The organism is Streptomyces sp. NPDC046831 (assembly GCF_040645305.1).
In the GTDB taxonomy this organism is placed as follows: domain Bacteria; phylum Actinomycetota; class Actinomycetes; order Streptomycetales; family Streptomycetaceae; genus Streptomyces.
Genome location: NZ_JBEYXZ010000042.1, coordinates 38103 through 54001 on the forward strand (window position 1 = coordinate 38103; position 15899 = coordinate 54001).

Genomic DNA, 15899 nt, shown 5'->3' on the forward strand with positions numbered 1-15899 from the left:
GCCGGAGACGGGATCATCGGCACCGTACGGAACTCAGTGCGGCGTTCCGGGGCAGCGCCCCTGGCCGGCCGGACGGGACCAGGCGCCCTTCTCGTCCGCCGCGATGATCTCCCGGCACGTCCGGACGTCCTCGGCCATGGTCTCCAGGAGGGCGTCCAGCGACTCGAACTTGGCCTGGCCGCGCACGAACGCCACGAAGTCGACGGCGACGTGCAGGCCGTACAGATCGAGGCCGACCCGGTCGATGGCGTACGCCTCGACCGTGCGCTCGGTGCCGTCGAACTGCGGGTTCGTGCCGACGGAGACAGCGGCCGGCATCGCCTCGCCCTGGGCGTGGAGGTAGCCCGCGTACACCCCGTCGGCGGGGATCGCGGTGTGCGGCAGCGTCTCGACGTTCGCCGTGGGGAAGCCCAGCTCGCGGCCGCGCTGGGCGCCGCGGACCACGATCCCCTCCACCCGGTGCGGGCGGCCCAGGATCTCCCGTGCGCCCTCGACGTCCCCCTCGGAGACCAGGCGCCGGGTGAGGGTGGAGGAGAACGGCTCGCCGCCGCCCGCCTCACCGGTCAGGTACAGGTCGACGGCCTCGACCTCGAAGTCGTAGATCCGGCCCTGCGCGACGAGGAAGTCCACGTTGCCGGCGGCCCGGTGGCCGAAGCGGAAGTTGGGGCCCTCGACGACCGCCTTGGCGTGCAGCTTGTCGACCAGGACCTTGACCACGAAGTCGGCCGGGGAGAGCTTCGAGAACTCGGTGGTGAAGGGCAGGACGAGCACCGCGTCCACGCCGAGGTCGGCCATGAGGTCGGCACGGCGGTGGTGCGGGGCGAGCAGCGGGGGGTGGCTGCCGGGGCGGACCACCTCGCTGGGGTGCGGGTCGAAGGTGACGACGACGGCGGGCACACCGAGGGCGCGGGCGCGGTCCACGGCGTGCCGGATGATCAGCTGGTGACCGCGGTGGACGCCGTCGTAGGAACCGATGGTGACGACGCTGCGCCCCCAGTCCTGGGGGATGTCCTCCAAGCCACGCCAGCGCTGCACTGTGACCGCTCCTCGTCGAAACCCGTGTCCGTGTTGCCTCTTCCGCAGGTCTAAGGGTGCCATGCCGCGCGGTCCCCGCCCGCATCGGCATGGGGCTGTGACCCGGCGCACGTCCCCGGTCCGCCGCACGGGACGGTCGCTGACGGCCCGGCCGTCCTCGGGCGCGCGGACGAGGAGGCGTCCGGTGCGGTGGACGGGACCGCCGAGGTGGTCCTCGGAGGAGTACGCGGCGACGGGCGGCACGGCGTCCAGGACTGCCGGGCCTCCTCGCGGGCGAGGGCCGGAACCGGGCGGTTCCCGGGCCGTGCGGGAGCACGGCCGGGCGCGGGCACGGCCGTGCGGGGCGGAGCCGTCGCCCCGGGGGCGAGCGGCGCGCGGCCGGTGCGGCGCAGCGGTGCGCGGTCGGATCGGTGCGGACGGCGTCGGCAGTACGCGGTGGACGCCGGCGGTGCGGGGTCGGCGTCGGCAGTACGCGGTGGGCCTGCGGTGCGGGGTCGGCGTATGCGGTACGTGCTGGGCGTCGGCGTACGCGGTGGGCGTCGGCGGTACGCGGTCGGAGCGGACAGGACCGGCGGTGCGCGGTCAGGGCGTACGCCGACGCCGCGGCCCGTCCCTCCGGGACGGCGCACGCGGCGAACGCGCCCCCTTGCGCTCCCTCCGTTCACTCCGAGCGCCTGCCCAGTCGGGTGAATACGCGGGAGCGGGTGGATAAGCCTAGGGGTGGGGGAACCGAGGGGGCACCCGTGGAGCGGCGACTGTGGACACCCGTGATCGCCGCTCCACGGGCGGAGGGACAGCGCCCGCCCGAGAAGGCGCCTCAGCCGAAGACGGCCAGGCTCTTGGCCTTGCCCCGGTGCTCCTCCACGAGCGCGAGAAGACGTCCTTCGGGGTCCAGGACGGCGACGGCCCCGGCGCCCGCGTACTCCTCGGGCATCTCCAGCCGCACGCCGTTGGTGAGCAGCCGGGCGCGCCGCGCGTCCACCTGCCAGCCGGGGAACGCGGCCGCGGCCGCCTCGGCGAGCGGCAGCACGGTCAGCTCCTGCTGGAGCTGGTCCAGCGTCCTGGCCGCGTCCAGCCCGTAGGGGCCGACGCGGGTGCGGCGCAGGGCGGCGAGGTGGCCGCCGACCCCGAGGTCGGCGCCCAGGTCGCGGGCGAGCGCGCGGATGTAGGTGCCGGAGGAGCACACCACCGACACCACCAGGTCGAGCACGGCCGTGCCGTCCTCGGCGACGGCGTCGCGCACGTCGTGGACGGTGAAGGAGGAGACGGTGACCGGCCGGGCCGGGATTTCGAACTCCTCGCCCTCACGGGCCCGCTTGTACGACCGCACGCCCTTGATCTTGATGGCGCTCACCTTGGACGGCACCTGCATGATGTCGCCGGTCAGCTTGGCGATGCCCGCGTCGATGGCCTCGCGGGTCACCTTCGAGGCGTCGGTGGAGGAGGTGATCTCCCCCTCGGCGTCGTCGGTGATCGTGTTCTGCCCGAGCCGGACGGTGCCGAGGTACTCCTTCTCGGTCAGCGCGAGGTGGCCGAGGAGCTTGGTGGCCTTCTCCACGCCGAGGACGAGGACGCCGGTCGCCATGGGGTCGAGCGTGCCGGCGTGGCCGACGCGGCGGGTCCGGGCGATCCCGCGCATCTTGGCGACCACGTCGTGCGAAGTGAAGCCCGAAGGCTTGTCGACGATGACGAGGCCGTCGGGCGGGGTGGGCTTGTCGGTCATTCGGCGGTGTCGTCCGTCTCGTCGTCGGAGTCGGGCTTCCGGTACGGGTCCGCCTCGCCGGCGTAGGTCTTGCCCGTCGCCGCCTCGCGCACCGCCGCGTCGGAGGCGCGTGCCTTGTCGAGGAGGTCCTCGATGGTCCGGGCGGTGTCCGGGAGGGCGTCCGCGACGAAGGTGAGGGTCGGGGTGAACTTCACGCCGGCCGCGCGGCCTACCTCGGAGCGCAGGATGCCCTTGGCGCTCTCCAGACCGGCGGCCGCGGCCTTCCGCTCCTCGTCGTCCCCGTAGACCGTGTAGAAGACGGTCGCCTCCCGCAGGTCACCCGTGACCCGGGTGTCCGTGATGGTGACGTGCGAGCCGAGCCGCGGGTCCTTGATCCCACGCTGCAGCTTCTGGGCCACCACCTCCCGGATGAGGTCCGCCAGCCTTTTCGCCCGCGCGTTGTCGGCCACTGGTCCGTCTCCCGTTCTTTCTTCTCTACGTGCTTGGCCAAGGGTCGTCAGTCGTCCTCGCCGTGGAAGCGCCGCCTGACGGACAGCAGTTCCACCTCGGGGCGGCCGGCGACCAGCCGCTCGCACCGGTCGAGTACGTCGGTCAGATGCCCCGCGTCGCCGGAGACCACGGCCAGGCCGATGACGGCCCTTCGGTGGAGGTCGGTGTGGTCCACCTCCGCCGCGCTCACGGAGTACTTCCGCTGGAGCTCGGCGACGATCGGGCGGACGACGGAGCGCTTCTCCTTCAGCGAGTGGACGTCGCCGAGGAGGAGGTCGAAGGACAGAGTCCCCACGTACATGTGTGTATCCGGTTCACCCGCCGGTACGGGTTCGTTGGTCCTGCCGTCGGTGTCGGCAGGGACACCAAGAACGGTACCCCGAACCCTGCCGGTGACTCGACGGGGTTTTCCGTCCACGCAGGTCAGCAGCGGGCTCGCGCCACCCCGGGCCTCCCGGCGTCCGCCGGAGCAGGGGTGTGCGGTCCGCCGGTGCGTCCCGGCCGGGTGGAAGGTGCCCGCCGCGGGTCCGGTGCGGGGCGTCCCGCACCGGCCGCGACGCCGTTCGGCTCCGCGGTCCGTCCACCGTGCGGGGAACCCGTTCCGCCCGGGACGAGCCCGTGCGGCCGGAGCGGCAGCCCCGGGACCGTTCGTCCTGGGGCTGCAGCCCACGGAACCGTTCGTTCAGTCCGGGGCGGCACCCCGGGAACGGCACGCCGGCCGACGGGAACGCGTTCCCGTCGGCCGGCGGCCAACCGTCGGCTGTTACGCCCGCGGCTTCTCGCGCATCTCGTACGTCGCGATGACGTCGTCGACCTTGATGTCGTTGAAGTTCCCGAGGTTGATACCACCCTCGTAGCCTTCGCGGATCTCGGTGACGTCGTCCTTGAAGCGACGCAGACCCTCGATGTTGAGGTTCTCCGCGATGACCTTGCCGTCGCGGATGAGGCGCGCCTTGGTGTTGCGGCGGACCTCGCCGGAGCGGATGAGCACACCCGCGATGTTGCCCAGCTTGGACGAACGGAAGACCTCGCGGATCTCCGCCGTGCCGAGCTCGACCTCCTCGTACTCCGGCTTGAGCATGCCCTTGAGGGCCGCCTCGATCTCCTCGATCGCCTGGTAGATGACCGAGTAGTACCGGACGTCCACACCCTCGCGCTCGGCCATCTGCGCGGCACGCCCGGCGGCGCGCACGTTGAAGCCGATCACGATGGCGTCCGAGCCCATCGCCAGGTCGATGTCCGACTCCGTGACCGCACCGACGCCGCGGTGCAGGACGCGGATGTCGACCTCCTCGCCGACGTCCAGCTGGAGCAGCGAGGACTCGAGGGCCTCGACGGAACCAGAAGCGTCACCCTTGATGATGAGGTTGAGCTGCTGGACCTCGCCGGCCTTGAGCACCTTGTCCAGGTCCTCCAGCGACACGCGGCGCGTGCGCTTGGCGAAGGCCGCGTTGCGCTCACGGGCGGCGCGCTTCTCCGCGATCTGACGGGCCGTACGGTCCTCGTCGACCACAAGGAAGTTGTCGCCCGCACCCGGGACGTTGGTCAGGCCCAGGACCTGGACCGGCGTCGAGGGTCCGGCCTCGGACACGTTGTTGCCGTTGTCGTCGAGCATGGCGCGGACGCGACCGTAGGCGTCGCCCACGACCATCGTGTCGCCGACCCGCAGCGTGCCTCGCTGCACGAGGACCGTCGCCACGGCACCGCGGCCGCGGTCGAGGCGGGACTCGATCGAGATGCCCTGCGCGTCCTGGTGCGGGTTGGCCCGCAGGTCGAGCGAGGCGTCGGCCGTGAGGATCACGGCCTCCAGCAGCGAGTCGATGTGCAGACCCTGCTTGGCGGAGATGTCGACGAACATGGTGTCGCCGCCGTACTCCTCGGCCACCAGGCCGTACTCGGTCAGCTGACCGCGCACCTTGGTCGGGTCGGCGCCCTCGACGTCGATCTTGTTGACCGCGACCACGATCGGGACGTCGGCCGCCTTCGCGTGGTTGAGCGCCTCGACCGTCTGCGGCATGACGCCGTCGTTGGCCGCGACGACCAGGATCGCGATGTCGGTCGACTTCGCACCACGGGCACGCATGGCGGTGAACGCCTCGTGACCCGGGGTGTCGATGAAGGTGATCTTCCGCTCTTCGTCGTTGACCTCGGTCGCGACCTGGTAGGCACCGATGTGCTGGGTGATGCCACCGGCCTCGCCCGCGATGACGTTCGTCTTGCGGATGGCGTCGAGCAGGCGGGTCTTGCCGTGGTCGACGTGACCCATGACGGTCACGACCGGCGGACGGACGACCAGGTCCTCCTCGGAGCCCTCGTCCTCACCGAACTCGATGTCGAAGGACTCGAGGAGCTCGCGGTCCTCCTCCTCCGGGCTGACGATCTGAATCTGGTAGTTCATCTCGTCGGCCAGGAGCTGCAGCGTCTCGTCGGAGACGGACTGCGTGGCCGTGACCATCTCGCCCAGGTTCATCATGACCGCGACGAGCGACGCCGGGTTGGCGTTGATCTTCTCCGCGAAGTCGGTGAGCGACGCACCGCGCGACAGGCGAATGGTCTCGCCGTTGCCGCGAGGCAGCATCACGCCGCCGACCGACGGGGCCTGCATGGCCTCGTACTCCTGACGGCGCTGCCGCTTCGACTTGCGGCCGCGGCGCGCGGGACCACCCGGACGGCCGAAGGCACCCTGCGTGCCGCCACGGCCACCGGGACCACCCGGACGACCGCCGAAGCCGGGACGGCCACCGCCGCCACCGAAGCCGCCGCCACCGCCACCGGGACGACCGGCGAAGCCACCGCCGCCACCGGGACGACCGGCACCGCCACCGCCACCGGGACGGCCGGCGAAGCCGCCGCCACCGGGACGGCCGGCGCCGCCGGGACGACCCGCACCGCCCGGACCGCGGCCGCCGGGGCCGGGACGCGGGCCGGCAGCGGGACGCTGCGGCATCATGCCGGGGTTCGGACGCGGGCCGGCCGGGCCGGGACGCGGACCGCCCTGCGGACGCGGCATCGAGCCCGGGGTCGGGCGGGGACCGCCCGGACCCTGCGGACGCGGACCGCCGCCCTGGGCGCCGGGCGCCTGCGGACGGGGACCGGCGCCGGGGGCACCGGGGCCGCCGGGCCGCGGGCCCTGCGGACGGGGCGCCTGCGGGCGCGCCATGCCGGTGGAGCCACCGGAGGTGAAGGGGTTGTTGCCCGGGCGCGGACCGGCCGGACGACCGCCCGGACGCGGAGCCTGACCGCCGGGGCGCTGGCCCTGGCCGCCGGGGCGCTGGCCCTGACCGGGACGGCCGGCCTGGCCCTGGCCCTGGGCGCCGGGACGGGCGCCGGGACGCGGGGCGCCGGGACGGGCGCCCGGCTTCGGCGCGGCCGGAGACGGAGCCGACGGCGGAGCGGTGAACTCCGGCGTGGTGGGCGCCGCCGGGGCCGGGCGCGGCGCGGGCTTGGGGCCCGGAACCGGACGCGGGCCGGGAGCCGGCGCGGACGGGGCCGCGGGCTGCTGCGCCGCGGCGGGGGCGGCCGGCGGCTTCGGGGCAGCCGGGCGCGCGGGAGTGCCACCAGCCTGCGCCGCGGAGGGCGCGGCGGGCCTGGGGGCGGCCTTCCTGGGGGCGGACGGCTTGCCGGCGGACCGGCCGTTGCCGCTGCCCTGCTGGAAGGCGTCGGTCAGTTTGCGTACTACGGGCGCCTCGATCGTCGAAGACGCCGATCGGACGAATTCACCGAGCTCCTGGAGCTTGGCCATGACGACCTTGCTCTCAACACCGAACTCCTTGGCGAGTTCGTAGACCCGGACCTTAGCCACTTCGCTCCTCTGAGGTCCGGGTTGCGGCCGGACCGTCGCTAGTTCATGGGCGTACTCATCGCGTACTCATCGAGTGCTCATCGCAATCTCGACCTGCTTTCGACTCGCGAGGTACCAGGCCGCACGGGGCTCCGCGCGGCACGTCTTCCTTACCGTGTCGCCTGCTCGGTTCCGCCTGGCATGGCCGGCATCACCCAGCAGGCCGTCGGCTGCCGTGTCAGCAACCTTGTGCCTGCTCGACGTAGTGGCGCAACGCCTTTACGTCGAGCGGTCCCGGGACGCGGAGCGCCCGCGGAAACGCCCGGCGGCGCACCGCCTGGTCGAGACAGACCGAGGCGGGGTGTACATAGGCACCCCGGCCGGGCAGCGTACCGCGAGGATCGGGGACGCATGCGTCCTCGGCCACCACGGTCCGCAGCAGTTCGGTCTTGGCCGCTCGCTCCCGGCACCCCACACAGGTGCGTTCAGGGCATACGCGGGCACGCGTCCGGCCAGACACTCCTAGTCTACCTCCCCTGACCGATCTCACCCCCACGGGGGAGAGGTCGAACAGACCTTGTGTACAGAACTGTCGTGATCTAAGCGACCTGCGGCTCAGATCTATTCCCCCTCCCCGGGCGACACCCCGGGCAGGGACTCAGACGGACGCCTGCTCGGTGTCGGGGCGGATGTCGATCCGCCATCCGGTGAGCCGGGCCGCGAGGCGGGCGTTCTGCCCCTCCTTGCCGATGGCCAGGGACAGCTGGTAATCGGGCACGGTCACCCGCGCCGACCGGCTGGCCAGGTCCACGACCTCCACCTTGGAGACACGGGCCGGCGACAGCGCGTTCGCCACCATCTCGGCCGGGTCGTCCGACCAGTCGACGATGTCGATCTTCTCGCCGTTCAGCTCGCCCATCACGTTGCGCACCCGGCCGCCCATGGGACCGATGCAGGCGCCCTTGGCGTTCAGGCCCGAACGGGTGGACCGCACGGCGATCTTCGTACGGTGACCGGCCTCACGGGCGATCGCGGCGATCTCGACGGACCCGTCGGCGATCTCCGGCACCTCCAGGGCGAAGAGCTTCTTCACCAGGTTGGGGTGCGTGCGGGAGAGGGTCACGGACGGTCCGCGGACGCCCTTGGCCACCCGGACGACGTACGACCGCAGGCGCGTGCCGTGCGGGTACCTCTCCCCCGGCACCTGCTCCTGCACCGGCAGGATGGCCTCCAGCTTGCCGATGTCGACGAGCACGTTCTTCGGGTCGCGCCCCTGCTGGACCACACCGGTGACGATGTCGCCCTCACGGCCGGCGTACTCCCCGAGCGTGGCGTCGTCCTCCGCGTCGCGCAGCCGCTGCAGGATCACCTGCTTGGCGGTGGTCGCGGCGATCCGCCCGAAGCCGGACGGGGTGTCGTCGAACTCGCGGGGCTCCTGGCCCTCCTCGAGGTCCTCGGGGTCCTCCTTCGCCCACACGGTCACATGGCCGGTCTCCCGGTTCAGCTCCACGCGCGCGTGGCGGCGGCTTCCCTCGGTGCGGTGGTAGGCAATGAGGAGGGCCGACTCGATCGCCTCGACCAGCAGGTCGAAGGAGATCTCCTTCTCCCGTACCAAGCCCCGCAGGGCGCTCATGTCGATGTCCACGGCTACGCCTCCTCTTCCTTCTGGTCCTTGCGGCTGAACTCGACCTGGACGCGCGCCTCGGCGACGTCCGGGAAGCCGAGTCTGCGGGTGGTGGCCTTGCGGCCCTTGACGCCGGGCACTTCCAGGTCGAGGCCTTCGTCGTCGACCTGCAGGATCCTGGCCACCAGCTCACCGCCCCCGGCCAGCCGGAACCTCACCAGCCGGCCCGTGGCACGCACGTAGTGCCGGTGTTCCGTGAGGAGGCGCTCCGCGCCCACGGTGCCGACCTCCAGGGTGTACTCCCCCTGGCCCATCGCGTCCGTCTCGTCGAGCTTCGCCGAGAGCGCACGGCTCACATCGGCGATCTGGTCCAGGTCCGCCCCGGTGTTGGAGTCGACGACGACGCGCAGCACACGCTTGCGTCCGACGGAGTCCACGGCGATCTCTTCGAGATCCAGCCCCTGGGAGGCGACGAGCGGTTCCAGCAGTTCCCGCAGCCTCTCGCTCTGGTTGGTGCTCATCCGGGTGACTCCTCGGCCGCGTGTGCTGTTGTGGGTACGTCGCGTGTCTGGTCAAAGGGTATCCGCTCCGAAGGGGTGTTGCCGTCCACTGCGGCGGGGCGGCCGCGTGGCGTGGTGCCGCTGAGTGGAACCGGACAGGTGCACGGGTACCGTGATCACGGGCGAGCCGCCCGCAAGTGCCGTTGTCGCGTGTTGTCGCGTTCGAACCCCCCGAGGACGTCTGCCGTGCCGTTCCCCTCACCCCCGCGCGCCCTCACGGGTCCGCGCAGAAGGAGCCTGCTCGCCTCGGCCGCCGGGGGCGCCCTGCTCGTGGGCTGCGCCGGCGGGTCCGGTGACCCGGGCGGCGCGGATCCGTCCGCGGCCGAACGGGCCCGCGCGCGTGCCGCGCGGGACAGCCGCGGGCTGAGGGAACGTTACGACGCCGTGATCGCCGCGCATCCGGCGCTGGCGGAGCGGCTGCGGCCGCTGCGGGCCGAGGTCGCCCGGCACGAGGGGGCGTTCGGCGCCGCCGGGGCCTCGCCCACGGCTTCCGAGGCGCCGGCGGTGCCGGCCGGACCGGAGGGGGCGAGCGCCTCGGCGCCGGACGCCGCGGGCGCCGGGGCGTCGCCTTCCGTCTCCGCCGCCGTCCCGCCGAACGAGAAGGACGCCCTCGCCGCGCTCGCCGCCGCCGAACGGTCCCTCGCGGACCGGCGGACGACGGCCCTGCTCGGGGTGCCGGGCGAGCTGGCGCGGCTGCTGGCCTCCGTGGCGGCGGCCGGGGCGGCACACGCGTATCTGCTGACGGAGGGAGCCAAGTGAGCGAGACAGACGCACCCGCGGTCTCGGCCCTGCAGGCGGCGCTCGCGGCCGAGCACGCGGCGGTGTACGGCTACGGTGTCGTCGGCGCCCGGATCGGCGAGCACAGGCGCGCGGAGGCGCGCACGGCCTACGACGCGCACCGGGCGCGGCGGGACGCCCTCGCCCGCGAGGTCCGGGACCTGGGTGGCCGGCCGGTGGCCGCCGCCGCGGCGTACGCGCTGCCCTTCCCGGTGCCGGACGCCGTGGCGGCGCTCCGGCTCGCCGCCGAGCTCGAGGACCGGATGGCGGCGGTCTACTCCGACCTGGTGCGGGCCGCGGACGGCGAGCGGCGCCGCGCCGCCGCCGGGGCGCTGCGGGAGGCGGCGGTCCGGGCGGTGCGCTGGCGCGGCGGGAGCGTAGCCTTCCCTGGTCTGCCCGAGCGGGCGGAAACGGCCGCACCGCCGACGACACCGGCGGCGTGATCCGGGAGGCACACGGGCCGCACGCGGCGTAGGACGGACGGGGGGACGCCTGCGGTTCGATCCACGGGGCACGGGGCTTGGCGGCAGGTGACGCGTCCGGGAAGGGCACGGAAGGAGCGACTCGCGCATGGCTTTCGAACCGCCGCGGCGTCTGGTGCGGGCGCTCGGTGAGACGGCACCCGCCGGCGACGACTGGCTGGAGAAGCTGCCCGAGACGGCGCGGGAGGCGGTCGCGCTGCGCGAGCTGACCGTCGAGCGGGTGCAGGTGCCCGGTGGGCGCAGCAGCCTGGTGGTGCTGGTCCGGACGGCCGACGGGACGCCCGCCGTGCTCAAGCTGGCTCCGCCCCGGGCCCGGCCGGAGAGCGAGCGCGCGGCGCTCGCCCACTGGGGCGGGCGGGGTGCCGTCCAGTTGCTGGAGCCCTTCAGGACCGAGGGCGTGCTGCTGCTGGAGCGGCTGCACCCGGACGTGTCGGTGCGCTCACTGCCGGAGGCCAGGGCGCTGCTGGAGGCCGCGGGCACCTTGCGGCGGCTGTGGGTGGAACCCCCGCCCGGCCACCCCTTCGAGACCGTCGAGGAGCGGACCGGACGGCAGGCCGAGGCGATGCGGGCGGGCGCCGAGTCCGATCCCGAGGCGGCGCCGCTGGTCGAGGCGGCGCTCGCGGTGCGGGAGGAGTTGCTGGCCGCGCCCCCGGAACGGCTGCTGCTGCACGGCACGTTCCGGCAGAGCAAGGTGCTCGCCGGGGACCGGGTGCCGTGGCTGGCCGTCGGCCCCGACCCGGTGGTCGGCGAGGGCGCCTTCGATCTGGCGCGCCTGGTCCGCGACCGGGTGGAGGACCTGATCGCCTCGCCGTCCGGCGCCTCGACGACCCGCCGGCGGGTCAAGCGGCTGGCGGAGTCGCTGGAGGTGGACCGGGAGCGGCTGCGCGGGTGGACGCTGTTCCGGGCCGTGGAGTCCGGGGTCCGGGCCCGCCGGGTCGGCCGTCCGCGGGACGCGGAACTGCTGCTGGAGTTCGCGTCCTGGCTGTGACGCGCCGGCGTCCGCGACGGCGACCGGCCCCCGCACGACGGGAGGTGCGGCGACGCGCGTGCCGGGGGCGAGCCACGTGCGGGGGCGCGCGGTGCTCGGGCAAGCAGCGTCCGCGTGCGGGAACGGGCGGCGCACTCAGTGGCGGCGGGAGGGCGCCGTGCGGCTGCGGTGGCGCGCCGCGCGGCGCGCCGTCCGGACCGCGCGCCCTGCCGTCGACCGGGAGCGCTGAGCGGCCCGGTCTCATCGGCGATTCCCGAGAGGGACCGGCCTCACCGTCCCGGACCGGTGGACGTGAGGGACCGGCCTGGGCGGGGATGCGGGAAGGGCCCGCAGGCCCTTCCCGTGGGTGGTTCCGCCTCACTCCGCCGTCAGGCGGGCGACGGCCTCCTCGACGGTGAGTTCCTCGCGCTCGCCGGTCCTGCGGTCCTTCAGCTCGACCACGCCCTCACCCGCGCGCCGGCCGGCCACCAGGATCTGCGGCACGCCGATCAGCTCGGAGTCGGTGAACTTCACGCCCGGGGAGACGCCGGCCCGGTCGTCGACCAGGACGCGCACGCCGGCGGCGGCCAGCTTCTGCGACACGTCGAGGGCCAGCTCGGTCTGCAGGGCCTTGCCCGCGGCCACCACGTGCACGTCGGCCGGGGCGACCTCCTTCGGCCAGACCAGGCCCTTGTCGTCGGCGAGCTGCTCGGCGAGGGCCGCGACCGCGCGGGAGACACCGATGCCGTAGGAGCCCATGGTCACGCGGACCGGCTTGCCGTTCTGGCCGAGCACGTCGAGCTTGAGGGCGTCGGTGTACTTGCGGCCCAGCTGGAAGATGTGCCCGATCTCGATGGCACGGTCCAGCTTCAGGCCGGTGCCGCACTTGGGGCACGGGTCGCCCTCCTGGACGACCACGACGTCGACGTACTCGTCGACCTCGAAGTCGCGGCCCGCGACGACGTTCTTCGCGTGTGTGTGCTCCTTGTTGGCGCCCGTGATCCACGCGGTGCCGGGGGCCACGCGCGGGTCGGCGATGTAGCGGACCTTCTCCAGGCCCTGCGGGCCGACGTAGCCGCGGACCAGGTCGGGCCGGCCCGTGAAGTCCTCCGCGGTGACCAGCTCGACGGCGGCCGGGGCGAAGTGCGCCTCGACCTTGCCCAGGTCGACCTCGCGGTCGCCGGGGACGCCGACGGCGACGATCTCGCCGTCCACCTTCACGAGCAGGTTCTTCAGGGTCGCGGAAGCCGGGACGCCGAGGGAGGCGGCCAGGGTCTCGATGGTGGGGGTGTCCGGGGTCGGGATCTCCTCGGGCGCGGGCACGCCGGTGGCGTCCACCGGCGCCAGCTCGTAGGTGATCGCCTCGGTGTTGGCGGCGAAGTCGCAGTGGGGGCAGTCGGCGAAGGTGTCCTCGCCGGCGCCGGCCGGGGCGAGGAACTCCTCGGACTTCGAGCCGCCCATCGCGCCCGCGGTGGCGGCGCAGATGCGGTAGTCCAGGCCGAGGCGGCCGAAGATCCGCTGGTAGGCCTGGCGGTGCAGGGCGTAGGACTCGGCGAGGCCCTCGTCGGAGAGGTCGAAGGAGTAGGAGTCCTTCATCAGGAACTCGCGGCCGCGCAGGATGCCCGCGCGGGGCCGTGCCTCGTCCCGGAACTTGGTCTGGATCTGGTAGAGGATGACCGGCAGGTCCTTGTACGAGGACGCCTGGTCCTTCACCAGCAGCGTGAAGATCTCCTCGTGGGTCGGGCCGAGGAGGTAGTCGCCGCCCTTGCGGTCCTGCAGGCGGAACAGCTCGGCGCCGTACTCCTCCCAGCGGCCGGTCGCCTCGTAGGGCTCGCGCGGCAGCAGGGCGGGCAGCAGCACCTCCTGGGCGCCGATCGCGTCCATCTCCTCGCGGACGATGCGCTCCACGTTGGCGAGGACCTTCCTGCCCAGGGGCAGCCAGGTCCAGATGCCGGCGGCGGTGCGGCGGACGTAGCCGGCGCGTACGAGCAGCTTGTGGCTGAGGACCTCGGCGTCCGCCGGGTCGTCACGCAACGTCTTGGCCATCAACTGGGACATGCGCTGGACCGGTGGGTTCGCCATGGTTCTCGTACTCCTGCTGCGGTGGGGTGATGGCTAGGAGGTTAGCCGGGCGGTCCATCCCGGTGGAAATCGGTTAGCGCGGCGCGGAGCGCCCCCGGCGCGCCCGGGGAGCCCGTCCGGGCCGGGTCCGGCCAGGTCGTGGCGCGTCCGGTGCCGGGGTGCCGGCCACGGTGGAGGTGCGCGGCGGACCCCGCGACGCCGGGCCCCGGACGACAGGGCTCAGCGGCGGCGCAGCGGGAGCGGGGCGCCCATGACGGCGTAGGGCATCGGGGCGCTGGGGAAGATCACCCGGCGGGCGAGGTCCTGGTAGCCGAGCGAGTGGTAGAGGCCGCGTGCCGGGCTGTCGGTGTCGATCGCGGAGAGGATCGAGCGGGGTTCGTCGGCGCTGTCGGTGATCGCGGTGATCAGGCTCCGGCCGATGCCGCGGTTCTGGTGGTCCGGGTGCACGTGCAGCTCGGTGATGACGAAGGAGTCGTCGAGCCAGTGGTCGTGCCCGCGGGCGCGGAGGTAGGGCTCGACGACGGTGGACCACCAGTGCGCGCGGTTGTTGGGCATGCCGTAGACGAACCCGACCAGCCGCCCGTCGGCGGTGGTGGCGCCGAGGGCGCGGGCGTCCGGGTAGGTCATGTGCCGCAGCACGATCTGCCGGCGTACGGCGACCTCTTCGGCGCCGAGCCCGAAGGCGACGGCCTGCACGGCGAGCGCCTCGTCGACACGGGCGGGCAGGTCGAGGGGGCCGATCACGATGTCGTCGGGGTGGGGGCGGCCGTGACCGGGGAAGTGGGGCATGCCGGGGAGACTACAGGGCGCGCGCGAGGCCCGGCGCGGCGCGGCTGGGGGGCCGCCGGAACCGGTCGAACGCGGCGCCGGGAGGCGGCGGGCGGATCCCCCCGGCTCGGGGAGAAGGGGCCGGACCGCCCGGTGGGGACCCGGAACGGCGAGCAGGCCGCTGCACGAGAACGGGCCCGCCGCGCGGACCGCTGCGGCGAGGGGCGCGGAACGCGGCACCCCCTGACACCCGCGGGCACGGACGGAGCCGTGAGCGGCGGAAGGCGGAAGGCGGGAGAACCGGACCGGGCCGGTGCGGCGCCCGGGCCCGGGCAGGGCGGGCGCGGGCCCGAACAGGGCGCGGGCCCGAACAGGGCGCGGGCCCGAGTGAGACACGGGCCCGAGTGGGGCGCGGGCCCGAGTGGGGCGCGGCCCGGCTGTGCAGCGCCGAGGTGGGGCGGCGCTAGAAGAGCACGCTCATGAACGCGCCGACCTCCTCGAAGCCCACCCTGCGGTAGGTCCGGCGCGCGGGGGTGTTGAAGTCGTTGACGTACAGGCTCACCACCGGCGCAACGTCGGCCAGCGCGTACCGCAGCACCGCCGCCATGCCGGGGGCCGCGATGCCCTTCCCGCGGTACTCGGGTGCCACCCACACTCCCTGGACCTGGCAGGCCTGCGGGGTCGCGGCGCCGATCTCCGCCTTGAACACGACCTTGCCGTGCTCGTCGAGGCGGGCGAAGGAGCGGCCGGAGCCGACGAGTTCGGCGACACGGGCCTGGTAGAGCATCCCGCCGTCGCCGGCGAGCGGGGAGACGCCGACCTCCTCGGTGAACATCGCCACGCACGCCGGCATGATCGTTTCCATCTCGTCCTTGCGGATGCGGCGCACGTGGGGATCGGGGGCGATGTCGGACGGCATGCGGTCGGTGACCATCAGGGGCTGGTGGGCGCGGACCTCGCGGGCCGGTCCCCAGCCGGGTTCGAGAAGCCGCCACAGCTGGGCGGTCGGCTCGACCGGGCCGACGATCGAGGAGCAGCGGCGGCCGGCCCGGCGGGCCCGGTCGGCGAAGGCGCGCACGGCGCGCGGGGTGGCGCAGATGGGGACCAGGTTGGCGCCCGCGTAGCACAGGGAGGTGAGCACGCCGTCCTCGTACCAGCCCCACATCTCGCCGCCGAGACGCCACGGGTCGAGTCCGGCGACCTGTACCCGGGAGGTGACGAAGGCGTTCGCGACCGGCTCGCGGTGGAGGACGGCGAGCGCGGCGTCCAGGTCGCTCGGTCCGAGCACCCGTGAGGTGGTCTGGGTCAACACGTGCGGGGCCTCACCCTGGGGTTCTGCTGGTCTCCGCACTGTACCTGCCACCCCTGGTGCCGCGTCGCCCCCCTCGGGCGACGCGGTGGGACGGGGGTGCGGCGACCCGGTGCCGGACCCTCAGCCGGCGACCGACACCGAGGGCTCGCCGGAGGCGGTGCCGTCGGCCTCCATCTGCGCGGCGAGCTTCATGGCCTCCTCGATGAGGGTCTCCACGATCTTCGACTCCGGCACGGTCTTGATGACCTGGCCCTTGACGAAGATCTGGCCCTTGCCGTTGCCGGAGGCCACGCCCAGGT

14 protein-coding genes and 1 pseudogene are annotated in these 15899 nt (G+C 73.8%); 3 read left to right on the forward strand and 12 right to left on the reverse strand.

Annotated features, from left to right (window positions below; genetic code table 11):
- Positions 1 to 33: 33 nt before the first annotated feature.
- The 8 genes from ABZ920_RS27145 to rimP form a co-directional block, all read right to left on the reverse strand.
- The gene (locus tag ABZ920_RS27145) at positions 34 to 1035 is read right to left on the reverse strand and encodes a bifunctional riboflavin kinase/FAD synthetase (RefSeq protein ID WP_361510244.1); all 1002 of its coding nucleotides are present in this window, start codon (positions 1033 to 1035) and stop codon (positions 34 to 36) included.
- An 817-nt stretch (positions 1036 to 1852) separates the two neighbouring features.
- Complete coding sequence (truB, locus tag ABZ920_RS27150; protein WP_361510246.1) at positions 1853 to 2758, reverse strand: tRNA pseudouridine(55) synthase TruB; 906 nt, start codon at positions 2756 to 2758, stop codon at positions 1853 to 1855.
- On the reverse strand, positions 2755 to 3207 hold the full coding sequence (rbfA, locus tag ABZ920_RS27155; RefSeq protein WP_361510249.1) for a 30S ribosome-binding factor RbfA: 453 nt from the start codon (positions 3205 to 3207) through the stop codon (positions 2755 to 2757). The genes truB and rbfA overlap by 4 nt, the downstream gene beginning before the upstream one ends.
- Before the next feature lie 47 nt (positions 3208 to 3254).
- Positions 3255 to 3548 carry a DUF503 domain-containing protein gene (locus ABZ920_RS27160; RefSeq protein ID WP_361510252.1) on the reverse strand — a complete coding sequence of 98 codons (294 nt, stop codon included), beginning with the start codon at positions 3546 to 3548 and terminating at the stop codon, positions 3255 to 3257.
- 462 nt (positions 3549 to 4010) lie between these two features.
- Positions 4011 to 7049 carry a translation initiation factor IF-2 gene (gene infB / locus ABZ920_RS27165; protein ID WP_361510255.1) on the reverse strand — a complete coding sequence of 1013 codons (3039 nt, stop codon included), beginning with the start codon at positions 7047 to 7049 and terminating at the stop codon, positions 4011 to 4013.
- Positions 7050 to 7266: 217 nt separating this feature from the next.
- Positions 7267 to 7548, reverse strand: coding sequence for a YlxR family RNase P modulator (locus ABZ920_RS27170; RefSeq protein WP_361510257.1), 282 nt, complete (start codon positions 7546 to 7548; stop codon positions 7267 to 7269).
- A 138-nt stretch (positions 7549 to 7686) separates the two neighbouring features.
- Complete coding sequence (gene nusA / locus ABZ920_RS27175) at positions 7687 to 8673, reverse strand: transcription termination factor NusA (protein ID WP_361510260.1); 987 nt, start codon at positions 8671 to 8673, stop codon at positions 7687 to 7689.
- A gap of 2 nt (positions 8674 to 8675) precedes the next feature.
- On the reverse strand, positions 8676 to 9173 hold the full coding sequence (gene rimP, locus ABZ920_RS27180) for a ribosome maturation factor RimP (RefSeq protein WP_361510263.1): 498 nt from the start codon (positions 9171 to 9173) through the stop codon (positions 8676 to 8678).
- A 225-nt stretch (positions 9174 to 9398) separates the two neighbouring features.
- Here rimP and ABZ920_RS27185 point away from each other — a divergent pair, with 225 nt between their 5' ends.
- The 3 genes from ABZ920_RS27185 (at position 9399) to ABZ920_RS27195 (ending at position 11459) form a co-directional block, all read left to right on the forward strand.
- On the forward strand, positions 9399 to 9971 hold the full coding sequence (locus ABZ920_RS27185) for a hypothetical protein (RefSeq protein WP_361510266.1): 573 nt from the start codon (positions 9399 to 9401) through the stop codon (positions 9969 to 9971).
- Positions 9968 to 10432, forward strand: coding sequence for a ferritin-like domain-containing protein (locus ABZ920_RS27190; RefSeq protein ID WP_361510269.1), 465 nt, complete (start codon positions 9968 to 9970; stop codon positions 10430 to 10432). The genes ABZ920_RS27185 and ABZ920_RS27190 overlap by 4 nt, the downstream gene beginning before the upstream one ends.
- Positions 10433 to 10559: 127 nt before the next feature.
- On the forward strand, positions 10560 to 11459 hold the full coding sequence (locus ABZ920_RS27195) for an aminoglycoside phosphotransferase family protein (protein ID WP_361510272.1): 900 nt from the start codon (positions 10560 to 10562) through the stop codon (positions 11457 to 11459).
- Positions 11460 to 11816: 357 nt separating this feature from the next.
- On the opposite strand, the gene ABZ920_RS27200 is transcribed toward ABZ920_RS27195, so the two are convergent.
- The 4 genes and pseudogenes from ABZ920_RS27200 to ABZ920_RS27215 form a co-directional block, all read right to left on the reverse strand.
- Entirely contained in the window at positions 11817 to 13520 is a 1704-nt protein-coding gene (locus ABZ920_RS27200; RefSeq protein ID WP_361510275.1) for a proline--tRNA ligase, read from the reverse strand.
- A gap of 219 nt (positions 13521 to 13739) precedes the next feature.
- On the reverse strand, positions 13740 to 14309 hold the full coding sequence (locus ABZ920_RS27205) for a GNAT family N-acetyltransferase (RefSeq protein ID WP_361510278.1): 570 nt from the start codon (positions 14307 to 14309) through the stop codon (positions 13740 to 13742).
- A gap of 442 nt (positions 14310 to 14751) precedes the next feature.
- Positions 14752 to 15600 carry a GNAT family N-acetyltransferase gene (locus tag ABZ920_RS27210; RefSeq protein WP_361510281.1) on the reverse strand — a complete coding sequence of 283 codons (849 nt, stop codon included), beginning with the start codon at positions 15598 to 15600 and terminating at the stop codon, positions 14752 to 14754.
- A 120-nt stretch (positions 15601 to 15720) separates the two neighbouring features.
- Positions 15721 to 15899, reverse strand: a pseudogene (locus tag ABZ920_RS27215) (4-hydroxy-3-methylbut-2-en-1-yl diphosphate synthase); the annotation flags it as partial.